The sequence below is a fragment of the Micromonospora inaquosa genome (genome assembly GCF_003857055.1).
In the GTDB taxonomy this organism is placed as follows: domain Bacteria; phylum Actinomycetota; class Actinomycetes; order Mycobacteriales; family Micromonosporaceae; genus Micromonospora; species Micromonospora inaquosa.
The window spans coordinates 1-22,198 of record NZ_QGSZ01000244.1 but is presented as its reverse complement, the minus strand read 5'-3'; the positions used below and the strand labels follow the sequence as shown (position 1 = coordinate 22,198).

The window sequence follows — 22,198 nt, the reverse complement described above, 5'->3', positions numbered from 1 at the left end:
CGTCGTCTCCCTTCGGATGACTCGGCGGCTCACGGGCGAGGGCTGCCGCTGGACGGAACGCCAGGCAGCGGGTCGGTCTGGGTCACCGGCGGCAACGGCTGACCGGTGCCGGAGTGCTCCGGGTAGTCGCCCCGGGCGGGCTCGGCGTAACCACCGGGCGCCGGGTCGGCGTAGCCACCGGGCGTCTCGTCGGCGTAGCCACGGGCTCCCGGGTCGGCGTAACCACCGGACGTCGGCGGGGTGTGCGTGCCGGGGGTCGGGTCGAGGTAACCGCCGGCCGGGACGGCGTCCGGCACCGCGCGAGGCGCCGGCGGCGGCGTCGGGATCACCGCGGTCTGCTCCGGGTCGTACGCGCCGGCGCCCCGGTAGGTCGAGGAACCGTCGCCCGAGTCGTCGCCGGCGGCCGAGATGCCCCGGGTCAGCCGGCCCGCCAGCACCCCGAGGACCGCCGCGCCGACCAGGAAGGTGCCCGGGTTACGTCGCGCGTAGTCGCGTACCTCGGTGATCAGGTCGCCGGGCTCGCGCTGCTCAAGCCAACCGGCGACACCCTGCACCCGGTCGGCGGCCTGGCGGGCCAGCTCGGTCACCGGGCCGGCCTGGCCACCCTGCTCGGCCATCGAGCGCATCTCGTCGGCCAGCGAACGCAGCCCACCGGCAGCTCGCCGCTGCTGCTCACCGGTCTGACTGGCGAGCTGGGTGCGGGCCTCGCCGTACAGGTTGCGGGCCTGCCGGGCCGCCTCACGGCCAACCTCGGTGCCCTGCTCCTTGGCGGTCTGGGCGACCGCGCCACCAGCCTGCGCGGCCTCCGACCCGGCCTGGCGCGCCTGCTCGCGGACGCCGCCGCCGTTGGTCGACTGCTGCCCGTACGTGGAGGACGTCGGTGAAAGATCGTAAGTCATGATTTCCCTTCCGCTCAGAAAGTCGTCGCGGTTGTGCTGGGGGGATGCGGCGCGTTGCCGCCGCCGCTGACCATTCACCTACCCTGCGTTCCGGCTTCCATACCTCTTCGTGCATTTCTCTGCGCGGCCCACCGGATCGACTTCAAAATGGAGGATCGTCGGGCTGCGTCACGTCGCCGCCGCGGACAGTGAGGTTCGCCAGGCCGGCAGATCCACGGAGGGGGCAGCGATGGCACCAGGCGCACGAGGCGGCCGAGCGGCCGGTCCCCGACCCCGGGTCCAGCTGGCCGCGCTGGTCGTGGCCGGGGTCTTCCTGCTGATCGGCGTCCTCGGGTTCATCCCTGGCATCACCACCGACTACGGCGAGCTGAGGTTCGGCGGGCACCACTCGGACGCCCAACTCCTCGGGCTGTTCCAGGTGTCGATCCTGCACAACGCGCTGCACCTGATCTTCGGGCTGGCCGGCCTGGTGCTGGCCCGCAGCGTCGCCGGCGCCCGCGTGTTCCTGGCCGGTGGTGGCGCGTTCTACCTGGCCCTCTGGCTGTACGGCCTGGCTATCGAGGCGGTCAACCCGGACGCTGGGGCGAACATCCTGCCGGTCAACGACCCCGACAACTGGCTGCACCTCGCGCTCGGCTTCGGGATGGTCGCGCTCGGGCTGCTGCTGTCCAACCAGGCGGGCACCGGCGGACGCCTGGACAGCCCTGCCGACCGACGCTGACCTGGGGCTTTGGGTTTCGCGGTCACGCCCACAGGGGTAATCGGCCGGCGAAGGAGGTGCGACCATGCCCCGTTGGCTCCGTGACAACGCCCTGGCCGTCGCGATGCTGGGCGCGTTCCTGGTCTTCCTCGTGTTGCAGAGCGTCTTCGGCTGGCAGACCCACAACGAGGAGCTGACCGAGTTCGGGGCCGCGCCACTGAGCTGGCCGGCGTACCTGACCAGTGGGCACTTCGTCGAGTCGGTCTTCGAGAACTGGGAGTCGGAGTTCCTCCAGATGGGCGGCTACGTGCTGCTCACCGCGTACCTGGTGCAGCGGGGCTCGGCCGAGTCGAAGCCGATAAACCAGACCGACCGCCCGGAGGACGACGAGCGCCGGGCGACCCCGCAGTCACCCTGGCCGGTACGCGTCGGCGGCCTGCCCCTGGTGATCTACCGGAACAGCCTCTCCCTCGCACTGCTGCTGATCTTCGCCGGTTCCTTCGTCGGTCACCTGCTCGGTGGGACCGCCGCGTACAACCAGGAGCAGGCACTCCAGAGCGGTGCGCCACCGATCGGGGTGTGGGAATTCCTCGGCACCAGCGACTTCTGGTTCCAGTCCATGCAGAACTGGCAGAGCGAGTTCCTCGCGGTCGGCGCGCTGATCCTGCTGAGCATCGTCCTCCGCCAGCACGCCTCGCCGGAGTCGAAGCCGGTGACCGTCGCGCACGCCAGCACCGGCGCCTGACCGGCGGCGCGACCGTCAGGCCGCGACCGGCAGCCCCTTGGCGGAACAGACGCTGTACGGGTTGCCCACGTACTCACCGTAGACCGGGACCTGCTGGTAGCCACCCGAGGTGTACAGCGCGATCGCGGCCGGCAGGTAGGTCCCGGTCTCCAGGCAGACCACCGAGTGCCCCTGCCGGAACGCGCACTCCTCCAGCGCGGCGAGCAACTGGCGGGCGATGCCCCGCCCCCGGTACGCGGGCCGCACGTACATCCGCTTGACCTCGCCGGTTTCGGCGTCGAGCGCCTGGAGCCCACCGCAGGCGACCGCCCGACCGTTCACCACCACCGCCAGGTAACGGACGTCGTCGTGCGGCATGAAGACCTGCCCGTCCAACCCGCCATCGGCCTCACGCAGCTCACGCTGCTGCGCGACAACGAGGGCGGCGATCTCCGGATCGGTGACGGGCCGGGACTCGATCAGCATCACCCCACGCTAGGACGCGCCGATTTAGCGAAGGTTTACGGAAATCAACCCCATGACGGAGCGCACCGAACTACTCGGCGTCGTCCCCGTCGTCGAGGTCATCGGTGAGGTCGTCGGACGCGTCCGCGCCCACCTCGTCCGCCGAGCGCACCCGACGAGCCTTCCGGGCGGCGAGTCGATCCGCGGCGGAGGCCCGGTTCGACTTCTCCTCCAGGCGGACGTCGGTGCCCCGGTTACCGGGTACGAACTCCACGCCGGCGAAGAGCGTCGGCTGCCAGTCGAACTCGCGTACACCGATCCGGACCAGATCACCGGGCTGCGCGCCGGCCTTGGCCAGCTTGTCCTCCACCCCGAGCCGGGCCAGCCGGTCAGCCAGGTAGCCGACCGCCTCGTCGTTGTCGAAGTTGGTCTGCTTGACCCAGCGTTCCGGGCGGACACCGCGGACGGTGAACGAGCCGTCGGTCTCGGCCGTGATGGTGAAGCCGTCGTCGTCCACTGCCATCGGGCGGATCACGATCCGGGTCGGCTCGGCGGGCGGGGCGGCCTTCCGCTCTGCCTCGACCAGCTCGGCCATCGCGTAGGTCAGCTCCTTGAGCCCTTCCCGGGTTGCCGCGGAGACCTCGAACACCCGGTAACCGCGCTCCTCCAGGTCGGGGCGCACGATCTCGGCGAGGTCGCGGCCGTCCGGCACGTCGACCTTGTTGACGGCGACCAGGCGTGGGCGGTCGGCCAGACCGCCGTACTGGCTCAGCTCGGCCTCGATGGCGTCGATGTCGGCCACCGGGTCACGGCCCGGCTCCAACGTCGCCGAGTCGATGACGTGCACCAACACCGCGCAACGCTCGATGTGCCGCAGGAACTCCAGGCCCAGCCCCTTGCCGGTGGCCGCGCCGGGGATCAGGCCCGGCACGTCCGCGACGGTGAAGGTGTGGTTGTCCATCCGGACCACACCGAGGTTGGGCACCAGGGTGGTGAACGGGTAGTCGGCGATCTTCGGCTTCGCGGCGGAGATCACCGAGATCAGCGACGACTTGCCGGCGGACGGGAAGCCCACCAGGCCGACGTCGGCGACGCTCTTCAGCTCCAGCACGATGTCCAGTTGGTCGCCGGGCTCCCCCAGCTCGGCGAAGCCGGGTGCCTTGCGCTTGGCGTTGGCCAGCGAGGCGTTGCCGCGCCCGCCCCGCCCGCCGCGGGCGACCTCGAAGGTGGTGCCGGCGCCGACCATGTCGGCCAGCACCGTGCCATCGGTGGTCTGCACCACGGTGCCGTTGGGCACCTTGAGCACCAGGTTCTGGCCGTTGCCGCCGTCCCGGTTCGAGCCGGCACCGCCCTTGCCGTTGTCGGCCTTGACGTGCGGGTGGAAGTGGAAGTCGAGCAGCGTGGTCACCTGCGGGTCGACCACCAGGGACACGCTGCCGCCGTGCCCACCGTTGCCGCCGTCCGGCCCACCGAAGGGCTTGAACTTCTCGCGGTGGATCGAGACACAACCGTGCCCGCCATCGCCGGCCTGCAGATGCAGAACGACCCGGTCAACGAACGTTGCCACGGCGTCAATCCTTCCAGCGAGGTCCACCCTCGCACTTCGCGAAAAAGGCTAAGCGGGCCGGGACCCGGAGGTCCGCGGCCCGCTTAAGCCCGAGAACTACTGCTGCGGAACGATGCTGACGGTCTTGCGACCGCGCTTGGTGCCGAACAGGACCGCACCGGCGGACAGCGCGAACAGCGTGTCGTCGCCGCCACGGCCGACCAGGTCACCGGGGTGGAACTTGGTGCCACGCTGCCGGATGATGATCTCACCCGCGCTGACGACCTGACCACCGAAGCGCTTCACGCCGAGTCGCTGGGCCGCGGAGTCACGACCGTTACGCGAGCTGGACGCACCCTTTTTGTGAGCCATTGGAGGACGACCTACTTCCCGCTGGAGATGCCGGTCACCTTGACCTGGGTCAACGGCTGGCGGTGACCCTGGCGCTTGTGGTAGCCGGTCTTGTTCTTGAACTTGTGGATCCGGATCTTCGGGCCCTTGGTGTGCGCGGCGATTTCGCCGGACACCGCGACCTCGGCAAGCTTCGCCGCGTCGGTCACCAGGTCGTCACCGTCGACGAGGAGCACCGCGGTGAGCTTCACCGCGTCACCGGGGGCACCGGTGAGCTTCTCGACCTCGATCACGTCGCCCTCGGCGACCTTGTACTGCTTGCCGCCGGTCTTGACGATCGCGTACATCGGAGGCGGACTCCCTGTCGTTGAGGCTGCTGGCGGTCGTCCCCGCAGCGGCTCGCCGGGTAGCAGTGCACGGCGGCGTGGGCACACGGGAACTCGGCACACCAAAGGTGGGCCGCAGGCAAGAGTACGCCATTGCTGGCCCGGACCCCAAACCGGCCCGCCCTGGTCAGCTCGCGCAGAGCTGATGACGGCGCTGCTGGAGCCGGTCGAGTTCGATCTCGTCGATCGACTCGACGTCGACACCGAGCCCGGAACATCCGGCCCCGAGGTTGGCGAGCCGGGTCGTGAGCTGCGGATGCTCCCGACCTGCGACGGCCGATCGAGGACCGGTGGCCGCAACGGCAAGGTCCCTCCCCCGGCAAAGTGCCGGGAGAGGGACCTCGTCACACACGTGGCCGGTCAGGCGCTCAGGGGCGGGTCCGCCGACGGGCGCCACCCCGACGCGACCGGCGACGGCCGCCACCACCTTCGGTGGCCTCGTCGTCGCCCTCACCGTCAGCGAGCGCGTCCGGGTCGTCCGCCGCGGCCAGCCGAGCCGACTCACCCTGCTGAGCGTCGGAGATCGCCGGCGCGGCGGCGGTGTCCGACTCGTAGCGGGACAGGTCGTAGCCCATGGTGTCCTGGTAGTCGGCGTCCGGTTCGGCGTTCGAATCGGTGTCGACGATCTCGACCACGGTCCGCTCGGCCGCGGCCGGGGCGTTCTTGCGCGCCCGACGGCGCGACGACGTGGCACTCGGCTCGGCCGCCGGAGCAGGAGCCACCGACGCGGCGACCGCCTTGACCTTCTCCCCCGCACCGGCGGGGCGCGCCTTCTCCGGCACCGGCTCGGTGTGGATGATGACGCCCCGACCCTTGCAGCACTCGCAGGTCTCGCTGAACGCCTCCAGCAGGCCCGCACCGATGCGCTTACGGGTCATCTGCACCAGACCGAGCGAGGTGATCTCGGTGACCTGGTGCTTGGTGCGGTCCCGGCCCAGGCACTCGGTGAGCCGGCGCAGCACCAGCTCACGGTTCGACTCCAGCACCATGTCGATGAAGTCGATCACCACGATGCCGCCGATGTCGCGCAGCCGGAGCTGACGGACGATCTCCTCCGCCGCCTCCAGGTTGTTGCGAGTGACGGTCTCCTCCAGGTTGCCCCCGGAGCCGGTGTACTTGCCGGTGTTGACGTCGACGACCGTCATCGCCTCGGTGCGGTCGATCACCAACGAGCCACCGGAGGGCAGGAAGACCTTGCGGTCCAGGCCCTTGATGATCTGCTCGTCGATCCGGTACTCGGCGAAGACGTCACTCGTGCCGACGTGCCGGCGCACCCGGTCGACCAGGTCCGGCGAGACGTGCGACAGGTACGACTCGACCATGTCGTACGACTGCTCGCCCTCGATCACCAGCTCGCGGAAGTCCTCGTTGAACAGGTCCCGGACCACCCGGATGACCAGGTCGGGCTCCCCGTAGAGCAGCACCGGAGCGCCACCCTCGGCGGCCTTGGCCTGAATGTCCTCCCACTGCGCCTGGAGCCGCTTGACGTCGCGGGCCAGCTCATCCTCGGTGGCACCCTCGGCGGCCGTCCGGACGATCACGCCCGCGCCGTCCGGGACCAGCTTCTTGAGCACGTCCCGCAGCCGCTTGCGCTCGTTGTCGGGCAGCTTGCGGCTGATCCCGGAGGCGTTGCCGTTGGGCACGTAGACCAGGTGCCGCCCCGAGAGCGCGATGTGGCTGGTCAGCCGTGCGCCCTTGTGCCCGATCGGGTCCTTGGTGACCTGGACCAGCACCGAGTCGCCAGAGCGCAGCGCCTGCTCGATCGAGCGGGCCCGCCCCTCCAGCCCGGAGGTGTCCCAGTTGACCTCACCGGCGTACAGCACCGCGTTGCGGCCCCGGCCGACGTCGACGAACGCGGCCTCCATGCTCGGCAGCACGTTCTGCACCTTGCCCAGGTACACGTTGCCGGCCATCGTCGCGGAGGAGTTGCGGGTGACGTAGTGCTCGACCAGCACGCCGTCCTCCAGAACGGCGATCTGGGTGCGGTCACCGCGCTGCCGAACCGCCATCACCCGGTCGACGGCCTCCCGCCGCGCCAGGAACTCCGACTCGCTGAGGATCGGCGGGCGGGTACGCCGCTGCTCCCGGCCGTCGCGGCGGCGCTGGCGCTTGGCCTCCAGCCGGGTCGAGCCCGACACGCCCTGCACCTCGTCGACGGTTCGGCGCGGCTCGCGGATCTTCACCACGGTGGGCACGCCGTCGTCCGCCGCGCCCTCGGTGTCACCGGCGCCACGACGGCGACGACGACGGCGACGACGGGTCAGGCCGTCCCCACCCTCGGACTCCTCGTCCTCGTCACCCTCGGCCTCGGCCTCGGCGGTCTCTTCCTCATCGACCTGCGCCGCTTCCTCGGACTCCTCGTCCTCGGCGTCGTCGGCCCCGCCCTTGCCCCGGCCGCGGCCCCGGCGACCACGCCGACGGCGGCGGCGCGCGGCGGCGCTGTCCTCGTCGTCCTCATCCGCCTCGGTGGCCTCGTCGGCCTCCTCGGTCGGCTCCTCTTCGGCCTCGATCGCCTCGATCGGCTCCACCGGCTCGACCTCGCGGCGACCGCGCCGACGGCGGCGGGACGGCTCGGCGGCTTCCTCGACGGCCGGCTCCTCGGGGGGCGCCGCAGCGGGCTCCACCGGTCGGGTCACCGGCACGGCGTCCGGCTGGGGTGCCATGAACAGCACGGTGGGCGCGGAGAGGGCAGCCCGCCGACGGCGGGTACGCGGCTGCTCCGGCTCGATCTCGGCCGGCTCGATCGGCTCATCCGTCACACCGGACACGGCCACGCCCGGTGCCACGTCGCCGGAGCGCTCCTGCGGGCCACTGCTCCAGGCCAGCTCGGCGGCGGAGGTGCTCGGCAGGGCCTCGGAGTCGTTCAACTCGGCCTCGGCCTCGCGCAGGTCGGACTCCGCCGGCTCCTCGGTGACGGCCGCCTCCTCGACCACCGGCTCCTCGACGGCGGGCACCTCGTCGGCGGCGGCCGGCTGCTCGGTGGCGGGCGGCTCCTCGACGGCGGCCGGTGTGGCCTTCTTGCGCCGGGTACGGGTCACCTTGACCGGCGGAACCACCTCGGCCGAGGCCGCCTCAGCGGAGGCGGCGACCAGGGGCTCCTCAGCGGTCGTCTCGACGGCGGTCGCCTTTCGGCGGCGCCGGGGGGTCTTCGGGGCGACGTCCTGGTCGCCGGAGACGGGTGCGAAGACCTCCGCCTGCGGCGTTTCGGCGCTGCCGGCCCCACCGGGGGACGCCTCGACCGGGGCCTCGGTCTGCTCCGGCTGGTTGAGCGGGGCGGCCCGACGACGGGTCGCCCTGGCGCGCCGCACCGGCGCAGCCGGCTCGGCGGCCTCGGGAGCGCTCTCCGCGCCGGCTGGTCCCATCGAGGCCGAACCGACCTCGGTGGTGGGGGGCGCGACGGCGGCGCCGTCGGCCGTGCTGCTCTGGTCGGCGGTCTCGCTGGCCGGCTGTGAACCGGTCCGTTCGCCGCCCTCGGGCTCGTTCTCGAGCATGGACGTTCTCCAGTTCTGGCTACCCCGGGCGCGGGTGAGCGCTGCCACGCAGGGTCGCCGCAAAAGTGTTTCCGCCGGGCGCGCGTGGTGCGCGACCGCCGAAGTCTGCCTGCCAGAGCACGGACCGTCGGTCAGTGCCCAACGATGGCTGCCCCGTCGCGGTCCGCATCCAACGGATCCACGATCGCACCCTGCGCGGTCAACGTGCCCTGAGCCAGCCGGGTCACCCTCGGCGAAACCGGCGGCTCCAGGTCGGCCACCACGCGGAGGCCGGAAAGGACGTCATCGGGCCGTACGGACGGGGTGACCTGCCGCACGACCAGTTCGAGTATCGCACACGGTACGGCCGGCGCCCCGGAAGGCGTCGGCGTAGGTAGTTGGACATCGATCGATATCACGGCGGCGCGGGCGTCGAAAGTACGTCGCCCCTGCTTGGTCATCCGCTCGACCAGCACCTCCTCGGCCGCGACGAAGGCGTCCACGGCGGCGCGCAGCACCGCCGTGTCGACCTCGGGCAACTCGATGTACCAGTGCGACGCCTCGATCCGGTCCGGCAGGTTGCCGCCCTCGGCGATCACGGCGTCCAAAACGTCCAGCCCCGGAGAGAGCGCGGCGTCCAACGCGGCGCGCAACGCCTCCGGGTCGACCTCGGCCTGAAGGGCGATTTCCAGGTACTCCGCCTCGCTGGCCACCCCGGTGGGCGCGGCACTGGCGTAGGAGATCTTCGGGTGCGGGTGGAAACCCTGGGAGAAGGCGACCGGCACAGCGGCCCGGCGTAGCGCGCGCTCGAACGCCCGGGCGAAGTCCCGGTGCGAGGTGAATCGCAACGGCCCGCGCTTGGCGTACCGGATGCGGACGCGCTGGACGACCGGTGCCTGGCCGCCCTCGGGTTGAGGCTTTCTGGCGATCGTGGGCTCCTCGGGTGTACCTGCGTGTCCGCCCATCCTGGCGCAGGGCTCGTGACGGTACGCAGCCGGGGCGGTCGAATCGCCCCGGCAGACGGGCGCAAAGCGGTCGCCAGGGTCGGGACCACCCGCCGCGAAAGCCGATGGCCGGCCAGCGACACGGAGGTCACCAGCCGGCCATCACGATCAGGACCGGTTACCGCTCTCTCGGCGGGGCGGGCGGCGCCCCGCCCGGCGGGCCGTAACTGGACGGCGGGCCATAACCGGACGGCGGGCCCTGACCGGGTGCCGGCGGGTAGCCGGGCGGCGGGGCGTAGTTCGCGTCCGGCGACTGGTACCCGCCCGGGGCCGCCCGGTCGAGCACCTCGTCCGGGATGTCGGCGGCCCGGGCCGCCTCCCGCCGGTATCGACGGCGGTTCCAGATGAGGAAGACCACCAGCCCCAGCAGCAACACCAGCACCACGGCGATGCCGATGCCGACCACCATGACCTGCTGGTCGGTCGGGCCACCGCGATCGCCGTGCTGCGTGACGTCGAACTCCTCGTCCGCGCCTTCGGTGCGGGCCGGGCCCGGGTCGGTCGCCGCAGCCGGGTCGAGCAGTGGGTTGGCGGTGACCGGCGGCACGTTCGCGGTCAGCGCCTTCATCGGGTCGATCACCCCGAAGCCGTACTGCGGATCCCGTCCCGACGCGCCGGCATCCCGGGCGGTCCGGATGATCCGGTTGATCACGTTGGGAGCGCTGAGGTCCGGATATTTAGCCCGGATCAGCGCGGCGAGACCAGAGACGATCGCGCTGGAGTCGGAGGTCCCGTCGCCCCAGCCGTAGCCCCCCTCGTTGGCGATGTTGTAGATGCCATCGCCGGGAGCGGCGACCACCGCCTCCGGCCCCTGGACCGAGCCGGACCAGAACGCGCCGCCCCGGGTCGTCCCGGTCACCGCGATCACACCCGGGGTGTTGGCGGGCTTGCCCACGGTGGTGCGGCCCTGGGCGGTGTTACCCGCGGAGGCGACCAGGACGACGTCACGGTCCAACGCGTACTGGATTGCGCTCTTCTGCACGGGATTGGCGAAGCCAGGGCCACCGATGGATATGTTGATCACTTTGGCGCCGCCGTCGACGGCCATCCGGATGGCCCGGGCAATCCCGGCGTCGGTGTAGGCCCCGTCGTCCTTGCGCATCTTGATGGGCAGGATCTTCACACCGGGGGCGATGCCGTCCACCCCGTCGCGACTGGCTTTCGCCGCGATGATGCCGGCCATGTGCGTGCCATGCCCGTCCTCATCGGCCCGACCGTCTCCGGAGGTGCCGTAGCTGCGCCCCCCGGCAAGCACCTGACCGCGCAGGTCCGGATGGCTGGCCTCGACGCCACTGTCGATCACGGCCACGACCACGCCCCGCCCGGTCGAGATCTCGTGCACCTGATCGATCCGGAGCTCGTCCAGATACCACTGCTCGGCCCGCCGGGGCGCGGCGACCGCCGGTTGGGCGGCCGCCACCACCAGGAAACCCGCCAGCAGGCAGGCGGTCACCCGCCGGAGAGCCCCACCGTTCACCCTCATCCGTCCATCCTCATCGAAGGACACCCGGAGACGCCCCGTCACCAGGGCCCCACGGATCGTCATCCTCAGTCAACCATGACGAGTGCTCGGTGCCGCTGCCACCGCCGTGCCCGGCGCCGCCCGCGCCGCCCATCATGCCGCCGCCGCCCATCATTCCGGCGCCGCCGACGCCCGCACCACGCGCGCCGCCCGCCATCCCGGCGCCGCCGGCACCCGCAGCGGTGCGCAACGCGTTCGCGGCGCTCGTCATCGGCGGCACTTTTCCGTTGCCGCCGCCCACCATGCCGGGGATGCCGCCCACGCCGATGCCGCCGCCCGCGCCCAGGCCACCGCCGGCACCGATTCCGCCAGCCGACCCGACGCCGGCCCCACCGCCGAAACCACCACCGCCGAAACCACCGCCGGCGCCACCGAGACCGGCGGAGCCGACCCCGCCGCCGCCGATGCCACCACCCAGACCACCGATGCCGCTGGGGCTGGCGCCAGCCAGACCGCTGCTGTAGCCAGCGTCACCGTCCGGGTAGCCCGCATAACCGGCACCTGTCGACGGGGACGTGAGCTGACCGGTGCCGCCGGAAGGCGAGCCAGCACCGATCCCACCGGGGTTGGTCGGCGAGAACGGGTCGACGGTGGACGTCGGACCGCCCGTGTCGCCAATGCCCGGCGGCTTGCTGCCGATCGTTGGGCCGCCACCACCGATGTCGGGCTTGCCGCCGAAATCGCCGCCACCAATGTCGGGCCGCCCCGTCGGCGGGACCCGGGGGTCGCGACGAAGAACGTCCTCTTGTCCCGACTTATCCGGGCTGTTGACAGTGAGCTTGGGACGCTCGGTGTAGACCGCCTTGGGCAGCGGCGCCATCGCGGTGTTCGCCGCCTGCTGGTTGTCGCGGTACCAGTTGTCCAGGTGGGACTTGGTGTCCCACCAGCCGCCCCGCTTCTGGTCGTCGGCCCGGCCGTCGACCTTCATTGTCGCTTCCAGGTCGTCGGCCTTGTCGCGGAACGCGCCGTCGGCGTACGCGGCGGGGTTGTTCTGGTAGTCCTGACGCAGGGCGGCGAGGAACCCCGAGGCGCTCTCGCCGTCGCGGGCGTCGCCGAGGTCGGTGCCGTTGGGCAGGCTCCAGTTGTTGATGCCGAAGTCGTCAGTCAGTGGGATCGGGATCGTGGAGACCGACTTGCGGATGTCACCCTCGATCCGCGTCAGGGCGCCACTGACGTTTGTCGCGTCGGTGATCAGATCCTCGATCTGCTTTCCGATCTTGCCCAGGTGCTCGCGGTACGCGTCGCCACCGCTGCCCTTCCAACCGGCGAGCATCCCGGGCAGGCCGCCGACGTGCGGGCGTTCCTGGCCCGTCGCGATCGGGCCGACGAACGACCGACCGACCAGCGCGTCTCGCAACTGTTGGAGGCCGCTGGAGAGGTTGCTCCAGCCCGCTCCGACCGATCCGACCGTCTCCGGGTCTGCGGAGAGCGTCACCTCGCGGACGCACCGCTCCCAGGTTCCTCCAGCCATGACGTCCCCCTCAGGCCGTGTACGGGTAGGTGGGTGCGCCGCTGGCGGTGGGCGGCGGCGCCGCCGACTCCAGCAGCCGCTCGATCTCCTTGCCGTTGGCGCCGTTACGCGCCTCCGTGTCGCGGAACGCCTTGGCGATGTCCTCGGTGCCCTCCTTGAGCGCGGCGAGCTTCTGGGAGAGCGTCGCGAGATGGGCCTCCATGTTGGCCGTGGACGTGGTCAGGGCCGCCCACTGCATACGTGCGTCCTCGTACGCGCCGAAGGGGGTGCCGTTCGGAACGGTCTGGGCGTTGTTGCTGTCGCCCTTCATCCGCTCCTTGATGCGTTCCATCTCGTAGCTGATCGTGTCGTCGATGTACTGCTTCAGCCGCTCGACGTACGCTGCGGCGGCGTCGAGATCCTCGACGCTGACGTGCAGATCGCCGGTGTTCGGCGGCGGGATGCTACCCATGCGCTTCCTCCCCCGTTCCCGACCCGCGGGGTCGGTCCATGTCAGACGCAGCGTATCGAGTCTGACCTAGGCGGGGCAGCCCCAGCCACCACCACGTGGTACAGATGGCAGCCGATCTCCGAAGGTCCAGTCCCATAACAGCGCCGAACGGGCCCGCTGTGCGCGGACCCGTTCGGCGGCCTGTCGAATGTGGAGGTGGTGGGGCAGCGTCAGCCGGCGCTGGGCCCGGTCAGGGGTGCGAGTGGCCCGACGGAACCTTCATGCCGTTGCCGCCCAGCGGGGTGAGCGGCAGCAGCTTCTTGCCGGTGGGGCCGATCTGGATCTCGGTGTCCATCGATGGGCAGACGCCGCAGTCGAAGCAGGGCGTCCACCGGCAGTCGTCCTGCTCGAAGCCGCTGACCGAGTCCTGCCAGTCCTGCCAGAGCCAGTCCTTGTCCAGGCCCGAGTCGAGGTGGTCCCAGGGCAGGACCTCCAGCTCGTCGCGCTGACGGGTGGTGAACCAGTCGAGGTCCACGCCGAACGCGGGCAGCGTCTCGGCCGCCGCGTCCACCCAGCGCTGGTAGGAGAAGTGCTCGCTCCACCCGTCGAACCGGCCGCCGTTCTCCCAGACCTTGCGGATGACCGAGCCGACCCGGCGGTCACCCCTGGAGAGCAGTCCTTCGATGAGCGACGGCTCGCCGTCGTGGTAGCGGTAGCCGATGGCCCGGCCCAGCGAACGGTCCGCGTTGATGGCCTGCTTGAGGATCTTGAGCCGGTGGTCGATGACCTCCGGACGGTCCATCGCGGCCCATTGGAACGGGGTGTGCGGCTTCGGCACGAACCCGCCGATGGAGACCGTGCAGCGGATGTCCTTCGAGCCGGTCGCGGCGCGGCCGGCCCTGATCACCTCGTGGGCCATCTCCGCGATCTCGAGGACGTCCTCGTCGGTCTCGGTGGGCAGGCCGCACATGAAGTAGAGCTTCACCTGCCGCCAGCCGTTGGTGTACGCGGTGACGACGGTGCGGATCAGGTCTTCCTTCGTCACCATCTTGTTGATGACCTTGCGGATCCGCTCCGACCCGCCCTCCGGGGCGAAGGTCAGGCCGGTGCGCCGCCCGTTGCGGGACAGCTCCTGGGCGAGGTCGATGTTGAAGGCGTCCACCCGGGTCGACGGCAGCGACAGCGAGACGTTCGTGCCCTCGTACTGCTGGGCGAGGCCCGAGCACATGTCGCCGATCTCGGAGTGGTCGGCCGAGGAGAGCGACAGCAGGCCCACCTCGTTGAAGCCCGAGAACTCCAGCCCGTCGCGGACCATCTGCGCGACCGTGGTGATCGACCGCTCCCGCACCGGCCGGGTGATCATCCCGGCCTGGCAGAACCGGCAGCCCCGGGTACAGCCCCGGAAGATCTCCACGGCGTACCGCTCGTGCACCGTCTCGGCCAGCGGCACGAGGGGCTTCTTCGGGTACGGCCAGGCGTCCAGGTCCATCGTCGTGCGCTTGTGCACCCGGAACGGCACGTCTGCCCGGTTCGGTACGACCCGCTGGATCCGGCCGTCCGGCAGGTAGTCGACGTCGTAGAAGCGCGGCACGTAGACGCTCTCGGTGCGGGCCAGCCGCAGCAGCAGCTCGTCGCGGCCACCGGGCGAACCCTCGGCCTTCCACTCTCGGACGATCGCGGTGATTTCGAGGACCGCTTCCTCGCCGTCGCCGAGCACCGCGGCGTCGATGAAGTCGGCGATCGGCTCCGGGTTGAACGCGGCGTGCCCGCCGGCCACGATCACCGGGTCGGCGTCGGTGCGGTCGGCGGCCAGCATCGGAATGCCGGCCAGGTCGATCGCGGTGAGCATGTTCGTGTAACCCAGCTCCGTGGAGAAGGAGAGGCCGAACACGTCGAACCCACGCACCGACCGGTGCGCGTCGACGGTGAACTGCGGCACGCCGTGCGTGCGCATCAGCGTCTCCAGGTCCGGCCAGACCGCGTACGTCCGCTCGGCGAGCGTGTCGGGCAGCTCGTTGAGCACCTCGTAGAGGATCTGCACGCCCTGGTTGGGCAGGCCCACCTCATACGCGTCCGGATACATCAGCGCCCAGCGGACGGTCGCCGTGTCCCAGTCCTTCGTCACCGCACCCAACTCGCCGCCGACGTACTGGATTGGCTTGGAGACCTGGGGCAGCAGCGGCTCAAGCTGGGACCACACGGAATTGGTCGCGGCCGCGCGCGGCGTCGTGGACGGGGCACTCATGATGCCCAAGGGTACGCGTTCGCCCGGCGCCGATCGCGCGCACGCCGCCAGGACGCACCGACCGCCATCGCGCCCCGCCATCACGCCCCGCCCTCGCACCCGCCTTGACGCCCGCTCGGCGACGGTGGCGACACGGTACTAACCTCGGACCGGCGCGAGAGGAGATTGCCGCGATGCCCGAGCCCCAGCCGGGAGCACGGCCGGCCGACGGGAGCACCCCGGGCGCGGAGCCGGACCAGAGTCCGGCGGTCGCCGACGAGCCGACCTCCCCACCCGTACCGCCGAAGCAGCCCGACTCGTCGGCGCAGCCCGACGCATCGGCGCAGCCGGAACCACCGGACCAGCCGGACGCATCGGCGCAGCCGGAACCACCGGACCGGCCGGAACCATCGGATCAGCCCGCAGCCCCGGAGTCGTCGCAGCAGCCCGAGCCCGCCGCCACCGCTGACGTCCCCGCGCCCGCGCCCCGGTGGAGCGGCTCGGCCGCGGTGCCGCCGCCGCTGCCGCGTCGGCGCGTCTGGGGCGAGTCGGCCGAGCCGACCCCGCCACCGCCGGTGCCCGTCTCATCGCCGGAGCACCAGACTCCGGTTGACCCGTGGGCCGGCGTGGACACCGGCGGCTGGGACCTGCCGTCCGCCGAGCTGCCCCCGCTGCCACCGACGTTGGGCTACCCGGTGCCGCCTGCGACCCGGCAGTGGTCCGGGCCACCCGCTCCCCCGGTCGGGTCGCATCCGGTGTCGCCGCCGGCCGCCCCGATGCCGCCACAGGCCGCACCCAGGCCGCCGCAGACCGCGCCCATGCCGCCGCAGGTCGCACCCAGGCCGATGACGCCGAGCCGGCCCCTGTCGCCGCCCGCACCACCTCCGGCACCACCCCGGCCGCCCAAGCAGCGCCGAGGTCGGCGATCCGCCGCCCCACCACCGGTGTCGCCGGGTTGGCAGGCACCTAAGGGGTACGTGCCGGTCCGTCGACGTCGCCGCTGGCCGTGGCTGCTGCTGCTCACCCTGGCCTGCTGCTGCGGCTGCCCCGCCTACTACGGGTTCCCGATCTCGGCCCAGTACCCGGCCCGCGCGGCACTACCCGAACAGGTGGCCGACCTGCGCCTGCGGCAGGACGGCGACAGCGCCAAGACTGCCAAGAAGTTGGAGAACGAGGTACGCAACGAGCACTTGCTGGCCGAGGACACGTTCGCGGGCGTCTACAGCACGACGGGCGGCAAGCGGGTGACGGTCTTCGGTGGCACCGGCTTCCGGCTGAGTCCGGAGTCGGACGCGGACGCCGAGATCAGCCGGCTCACCGAGCGGTACGCACTGAGCGCCCCGCAGAGCGTGGACACCGGTGTGCGGGGCCGGTACGAACGATGCGCGGTGGGTAGCGCCGACGGCAGTGACGTGGTGGTCTGCACGTCGGTCGACCACGGCAGCATCGCCACCGGCGTGTTCACCCGACTCTCCGTCACTGACAGTGCCGAACTGCTGGCCACCCTGCGCGCCCAGATCGTCCAACCCGAACGGGGCTGAGCCGGGCCCTCAGTCGTTCGGCCGGACGACACACGCGCCGTGACACAACGTCACATCGCGCCGAGACGACAAAGTAGAAGGCGGTCGATCAGCCCCGCTGGCCGAGGCCGGGGCCAGAGGCCGGGGGGAGAGCTGTCAGGCGTCGCGGGTCGGGTCCGGGTGAGCGCGCGGCGGGGCGTAGCGGGGCACGTACTCCTGGCCGGTGAGCTTCTGGATCTCACTCATCAGCTCGTCGGTCATCTGCCGCAGCGAGGTGCGGTCGTCCGGCCGGCCGGTGAAGTCCAGCGGCTTGCCGAATCGCACCGTGATCTTGGCGGTGCCCGGCCGGGGCACCCGGGCACCGATCGGCTGCGCCTTGTCCGTGCCGATCATGCCGACCGGAATGATCGGCACGCCGGCCGAGATCGCCAGGCGGGCCGCGCCGGTACGCCCCCGGTAGAGCTTGCCGTCCGGAGAGCGCGTGCCCTCCGGGTAGACCACCACCAGGTCACCGCCCTTGAGCGCCGGGATCGCCGCGTCGAACGCGGACAACGCCGCCCGACCACCGGCCCGCTCGACCGGGATCGCGCCCAGGCCGGTGAGGACGAACTTGGAGATCGCACCCTTCACGCCGGTGCCCTTGAAATATTCCGACTTGGCCCAGAACGCCAGGTGCCGGGGCACCACCGTGCCGAGGAACAGTTCGTCGGCCACCGAGAGATGGTTGCCGGCGAAGATCGCGCCGCCGGTCTCCGGCACGTGTTCCAGCCCCTCCACGGTCGGGCGGAACGCCACCCGCAGCGTGGGCGCCACGGTCAGCTTGCCGATGGTGTAGAGCAGGGGCACTGGTCCTCCGGCAGATGAGGTGCGAGCAGGCGGTGTCACCGTAGCGGACGCCTCCACACTCCGCCGACGGAGGTGTGGAGGCGTCCGTACCCACGCTTACGAACGACGGACGACCACCGTCACCCGCTCGCCCTCGCCCACCTCGCCGGCGAAGCCGTCGAGGCCCTCGGCGAAGTCCACCGAGTCGGCCAGGACCTCACCGGACACGAAGTCGATGTACGCGGCCACCGCCGCGCGTACCTCGTCGGACGCCGACACCGACACCACGATCCGGTCCGAGACGTCCAGGTCGGCGTCCCGGCGGGCCTGCTGCACGACCCGCACCACATCGCGGGCCAACCCTTCGGCGGCCAACTCCGGAGTGACGTCGGTGTCCAGCACCACCACGCCCTCGCCACCCGGCAGCGGCGCGGAGTGCTCGGCGTCGGCGGCGACCAGGCGCAGCTCGTACTCGCCCTCGGCGAGGGTGACGCCGGCGGCCACCGGGGCGCCGTCGACCAGCTCCCAGTCGCCCGCCTTGACCGCCTTGATCACCTGCTGCACCTGCTTGCCGACCCGCGGGCCGAGCGCCCGGGGCACCACCGTCAACACCTGCTCGCAGTACGCGGACAGCTCCGCGCTGAACTCCACCGCCTTCACGTTGACCTCGTCGGCGACCAGGTCGGCGAACGGCCGCAGCTGCTCCGCCGCCGGCGAGGCCACTGTCAGCTTCGACAGCGGCAGGCGCACCCGCAGCCCCTTCGCCTTGCGCAGCGACAGCGCCGCCGAGGCGACCGCCCGGACGTTGTCCATCGCGGCGACCAGCTCGTGGTCGGCCGGGAACTCGCTCGCCTCCGGCCAGTCGGTCAGGTGCACCGAACGCTCCCCGGTCAGACCACGCCAGATCTCCTCCGCGGTCAGCGGCGCGAGCGGCGCCACCACCCGGCAGAGCGTCTCCAGCACGGTCGACAGCGTGTCGAACGCGTCCGCGTCGCCGGCCCAGAACCGATCCCGGGACCGGCGCACGTACCAGTTGGTCAGCGCGTCCAGGTAGGACCGGACGGTGGCGCAGGCACCGGAGATGTCGTACGCGTCCATCTGCGCGCCGACCGTCGACACCAGCTCGTTCGTCTTCGCCAGCACGTACCGGTCGAGCAGGTGGGTGGAGTCGGTGCGCCGCCGCGCCTGGTACCCGTCGGCGTTGGCGTAGAGCGTGAAGAAATACCACACGTTCCACAGCGGCAGCAGCACCTGCCGAACGGCGTCGCGGATGCCCGCCTCGGTGACCGCCATGTCCCCACCGCGTAGCACCGGCGACGACATCAGCATCCAGCGCATCGCGTCCGAGCCGTACGCGTCGAAGACGTGGTAGACGTCGGGGTAGTTGCGCAGGCTCTTGGACATCTTGCGGCCGTCCGAGCCGAGCAGGATGCCGTGGCTCAGGCAGTTGCGGAACGCCGGCCGGTCGAACAGCGCGGTGGCCAGCACGTGCATGGTGTAGAACCAGCCGCGGGTCTGCCCGATGTACTCGACGATGAAGTCACCCGGATAGTGGTGCTCGAACCAGTCCGCGTTCTCGAACGGGTAGTGCACCTGGGCGAACGGCATCGACCCGGACTCGAACCAGCAGTCCAACACCTCCGGCACGCGACGCATCATCGACTGCCCGGTCGGGTCGTCCGGGTTGGGGCGGACCAGGTCGTCCACCGCCGGCCGGTGCAGGTCGGTCAGGCGTACGCCGAAGTCCCGCTCGATGTCGGCCAGCGAGCCGTAGACGTCCAGACGCGGGTAGTTCGGGTCGTCGGACTTCCACGCCGGGATCGGCGAGCCCCAGAACCGGTTCCGGCTGATCGACCAGTCCCGGGCGTTGGCCAGCCACTTGCCGAACGAACCGTCCTTGATGTGGCCCGGCGTCCAGTTGATCTCCTGGTTCAGCTCGACCATCCGGTCCCGGAACTTCGTCACCGCGACGAACCACGACGACACGGCCTTGTAGACCAGCGGGGTGTCGCAGCGCCAGCAGTGCGGGTACGAGTGGGTGTAGGTGTCCTGCTTGAGCACCACCCCCCGGTCCTTCAGCTCCCGGATCACCGGCTTGTTGACGTCGAAGACCTGCTCACCCTGGTACGGCGGGACCAGCGCGGTGAACCGGGTGTGGTCGTCCACCGTCACGATGGTGGGGATGCCGGCGGCGTTGCAGACGTTCTGGTCGTCCTCACCGAAGGCCGGAGCCAGGTGGACGATCCCGGTGCCGTCCTCGGTGGTGACGAACTCAGCGCCGAGCACCTGGTAGGCGTTCTCCCCGGCCTGCTCGACGAGGAAGTCGAACAACGGCGTGTAGCGGCGCCCGACCAGGTCCCGGCCGTACACCGTGCCGACCTGCTCGTAGGACTCCAGCTCCTTGGCGTACGCGGCCAGCCGCGCCGCGCCGACCACGTATCGCTGACCCTCGCGCTCCAGCACGGCGTACTCGATGTCCGGGCCGACGGCGAGCGCCAGGTTCGACGGCAGGGTCCACGGCGTGGTGGTCCAGACGCCCAGCTTGACCGGCCCCCGCACCAGTTCCGGGGCGGACTCGTCGGCGGTCAGGCCGAACCACACCGACAGGGTGGGGTCGTGCCGGTCCCGGTAGACGTCGTCCATCCGGGTCTCGGTGTTCGACAGCGGGGTCTCACAGCGCCAGCAGTACGCCAGGACCCGGAAGCCCTCGTAGATCAGACCCTTGTCGTGCAGGGTCTTGAAGGCCCACATGACGCTTTCCATGTAGTCCAGGTCGAGGGTCTTGTAGTCGTTGGTGAAGTCGACCCACCGGGCCTGCCGGTTGATGTACCGCTCCCAGTCCTGGGTGAACTCCAGCACCGAGGCCCGGCAGGCCTCGTTGAACCGGTCCACGCCCAGGTCGATGATCTCCGCCTTGCTGGTGATGCCGAGCTGCTTCTCGGCCACCACCTCGGCGGGCAGGCCGTGGCAGTCCCAGCCGAAGCGCCGCTCGACGTGCCGACCGCGCATGGTCTGGTAGCGCGGCACCACGTCCTTCACATAGCCGGTGAAGAGGTGACCGTAGTGCGGCAGGCCGTTGGCGAAGGGCGGACCGTCGTAGAAGACGTACTCGTTCTTGCCGTCCGTGCCGGCGGGACGGGCCTCGATGCTGGCCTCGAAGGTCTTGTCGGCCGTCCAGTGCTCCAGCACCCGGCGCTCGACCGCGGGCAGGTCCGGGCTCGCCGGCACACCGGCGGCGGTCGGGTCGTGCAACGGATAGGCCATCGGGGGTCGCTCTCCTCGCAGCTCACTCAACGTGGGTCTGCGAGGACGATCCCTCCGGGTACGCCTGGAACGGCGCTCCCGGGTGGCCCGCGGTACCACCCCGCTTGGCGGTCAGGAACGACCGCCCGCTCATTGCTGGCTGTGACGGGCCACACCCGTCCGGTTCTACTGGGCCGGTTGCCCGGCTGTTCTTCCGGAGGCTCACCGGTGATGGCCGGGTCATCGCCTTTCGGTGCTCAACGATACTCGACGCGCCCACCTCCGCGCCTTCGAGTAGTGGCGAACCCGACCAGGGTGCGGGGGGCCGCCTTGACGCGTTGTGTACCGCTCCCCAGAATTCAGCGGGTGGCCACGATAAGTTACGCCGAATACCGAGCGATGCGCCGGTTCCCTGCCCTCGACGGGCTCCGCGCGATCGCCGCGGTGATCGTCGTGGCCTTCCACTTCGGGGGGCCGCGATGGACCTGGCTGTCCGGCTGGGTCGGCGTCCAACTGTTCTTCGTGCTGTCCGGCTTCCTGATCACCACGCTGATGCTGCGCGAGGAGGAGTCGCGGGGACGGGTGTCGCTGCGGTCCTTCTACATCCGGCGGGTCTTCCGGATCCTGCCGGTCTACCTGGTGGTGCTCGCCGCGATGTACGCCCTCGCGCACCTCAACGGCGCCAGCGGGAGGCTCCGCGAGTCGATGCCGTACTACCTGCTCATGGTCAACGAGTTCGCGCCGAACCAGGCGTTCCCGCACTCCTGGACGATCGCGATCGAGTGGAAGTTCTACCTGGTGTGGCCGCTGCTCGCCTTCGTGTTCGTCAGGGCCGCGGTTCTGCGCCGGATGGCGGTGACGCTGCTGGCCATCGCCGCTCTTGTCGCGTTGATCCCGTTCGAGAAGGACTGGCCCTACTGGCCGATCCACTACGTGTCGATCCTGGTGGGCTGCCTGCTGGCGGTCGTCATGCACCACCCCCGGGGGTACGCGCTGTTCCGGCCGTTGACCCGTCCGGTGGCGTCCCTCGCCGTGTTCGTCGGGTTCGTCGCGGTGCACCTGTCGCTGCCGTACTGGCCGCCCGCCGAGGACGGTCACTCGGAGTTGATGATCGGCGTGTACGCGGTGGCGGTGGCGGTGCTGCTCCCCGCCATGCTCGCCTCGGGCCTGCCGACGAAGGTGCTCTCCTGGCGACCGCTGGTGTTCGTGGGCGAACGCTCCTACTCGCTCTACCTGGTGCAGTACCTCGCCATGACGACGGTGATCGCGCTGGTGCCGTCGTACGCCGGGCACAGCACCCGGTTGTTCGTCGCCACCACCGTGCTCAGCCTGCTCGCCGCCGATCTGCTCTACCGCTGGGTGGAGCAGCCGATGATCGGTGTGGGACGCCGCTTCTCCGGCCGGGGCAAGGTGGTCCC

Annotated in this window: 17 protein-coding genes; 4 read left to right on the top strand and 13 right to left on the bottom strand. The window is 70.9% G+C overall.

From position 1 onward, the window contains the following. Positions 1-29: 29 nt before the first annotated feature. The gene (locus DLJ59_RS21445; protein ID WP_124774421.1) at positions 30-899 is read right to left on the bottom strand and encodes a hypothetical protein; all 870 of its coding nucleotides are present in this window, start codon (positions 897-899) and stop codon (positions 30-32) included. Positions 900-1,128: 229 nt separating this feature from the next. Between DLJ59_RS21445 and DLJ59_RS21440 the strand changes: the two genes are divergently transcribed. Together DLJ59_RS21440 and DLJ59_RS21435 are read left to right on the top strand one after the other, a co-directional pair. Continuing rightward, the gene (locus DLJ59_RS21440; protein WP_124774420.1) at positions 1,129-1,620 is read left to right on the top strand and encodes a DUF4383 domain-containing protein; all 492 of its coding nucleotides are present in this window, start codon (positions 1,129-1,131) and stop codon (positions 1,618-1,620) included. A gap of 64 nt (positions 1,621-1,684) precedes the next feature. Further along, the gene (locus DLJ59_RS21435) at positions 1,685-2,344 is read left to right on the top strand and encodes a DUF6766 family protein (protein ID WP_124774419.1); all 660 of its coding nucleotides are present in this window, start codon (positions 1,685-1,687) and stop codon (positions 2,342-2,344) included. 15 nt (positions 2,345-2,359) lie between these two features. On the opposite strand, the gene DLJ59_RS21430 is transcribed toward DLJ59_RS21435, so the two are convergent. The 10 genes from DLJ59_RS21430 to DLJ59_RS21385 form a co-directional block, all read right to left on the bottom strand. Then, positions 2,360-2,809 carry a GNAT family N-acetyltransferase gene (locus DLJ59_RS21430; RefSeq protein WP_124774418.1) on the bottom strand — a complete coding sequence of 150 codons (450 nt, stop codon included), beginning with the start codon at positions 2,807-2,809 and terminating at the stop codon, positions 2,360-2,362. Between the two features lie 70 nt (positions 2,810-2,879). Further along, positions 2,880-4,355 (bottom strand): GTPase ObgE, encoded by a 1,476-nt coding sequence (gene obgE / locus DLJ59_RS21425; protein ID WP_124774417.1) that lies wholly within the window; start codon positions 4,353-4,355, stop codon positions 2,880-2,882. Positions 4,356-4,451: 96 nt separating this feature from the next. Next, positions 4,452-4,706, bottom strand: a complete 255-nt coding sequence (gene rpmA / locus DLJ59_RS21420) for a 50S ribosomal protein L27 (protein ID WP_007464062.1) — start codon at positions 4,704-4,706, stop codon at positions 4,452-4,454. Between the two features lie 11 nt (positions 4,707-4,717). Then, positions 4,718-5,032, bottom strand: coding sequence for a 50S ribosomal protein L21 (gene rplU / locus DLJ59_RS21415; RefSeq protein ID WP_007464063.1), 315 nt, complete (start codon positions 5,030-5,032; stop codon positions 4,718-4,720). 407 nt (positions 5,033-5,439) lie between these two features. Next, positions 5,440-8,562, bottom strand: coding sequence for an Rne/Rng family ribonuclease (locus DLJ59_RS21410; protein WP_124774416.1), 3,123 nt, complete (start codon positions 8,560-8,562; stop codon positions 5,440-5,442). Positions 8,563-8,693: 131 nt separating this feature from the next. Further along, positions 8,694-9,506: a TIGR03936 family radical SAM-associated protein gene (locus DLJ59_RS21405; RefSeq protein WP_124774415.1), complete on the bottom strand. Its 813-nt coding sequence runs from the start codon at positions 9,504-9,506 to the stop codon at positions 8,694-8,696. Between the two features lie 157 nt (positions 9,507-9,663). Next, the gene (gene mycP / locus DLJ59_RS21400; protein ID WP_124774414.1) at positions 9,664-11,028 is read right to left on the bottom strand and encodes a type VII secretion-associated serine protease mycosin; all 1,365 of its coding nucleotides are present in this window, start codon (positions 11,026-11,028) and stop codon (positions 9,664-9,666) included. A 10-nt stretch (positions 11,029-11,038) separates the two neighbouring features. Beyond that, on the bottom strand, positions 11,039-12,538 hold the full coding sequence (locus tag DLJ59_RS21395) for a WXG100 family type VII secretion target (RefSeq protein ID WP_124774413.1): 1,500 nt from the start codon (positions 12,536-12,538) through the stop codon (positions 11,039-11,041). Between the two features lie 10 nt (positions 12,539-12,548). Next, positions 12,549-12,989 (bottom strand): hypothetical protein, encoded by a 441-nt coding sequence (locus tag DLJ59_RS21390; protein ID WP_124774412.1) that lies wholly within the window; start codon positions 12,987-12,989, stop codon positions 12,549-12,551. A gap of 229 nt (positions 12,990-13,218) precedes the next feature. Continuing rightward, positions 13,219-15,213, bottom strand: coding sequence for a TIGR03960 family B12-binding radical SAM protein (locus DLJ59_RS21385; RefSeq protein ID WP_124774411.1), 1,995 nt, complete (start codon positions 15,211-15,213; stop codon positions 13,219-13,221). 173 nt (positions 15,214-15,386) lie between these two features. On the opposite strand from DLJ59_RS21385, the gene DLJ59_RS37560 reads away from it, so the two are divergent. Further along, entirely contained in the window at positions 15,387-16,733 is a 1,347-nt protein-coding gene (locus tag DLJ59_RS37560) for a hypothetical protein (protein ID WP_244236156.1), read from the top strand. 135 nt (positions 16,734-16,868) lie between these two features. Here the strand turns inward: DLJ59_RS37560 and DLJ59_RS21375 are convergent, their stop codons facing one another. Further along, positions 16,869-17,558: a lysophospholipid acyltransferase family protein gene (locus tag DLJ59_RS21375; RefSeq protein WP_124774410.1), complete on the bottom strand. Its 690-nt coding sequence runs from the start codon at positions 17,556-17,558 to the stop codon at positions 16,869-16,871. Positions 17,559-17,654: 96 nt separating this feature from the next. Beyond that, the gene (ileS, locus tag DLJ59_RS21370; protein WP_124774409.1) at positions 17,655-20,801 is read right to left on the bottom strand and encodes an isoleucine--tRNA ligase; all 3,147 of its coding nucleotides are present in this window, start codon (positions 20,799-20,801) and stop codon (positions 17,655-17,657) included. 345 nt (positions 20,802-21,146) lie between these two features. On the opposite strand from ileS, the gene DLJ59_RS21360 reads away from it, so the two are divergent. Beyond that, a partial coding sequence (locus DLJ59_RS21360; protein WP_158630884.1) for an acyltransferase family protein occupies positions 21,147-22,198 on the top strand: 1,052 nt, incomplete at its 3' end.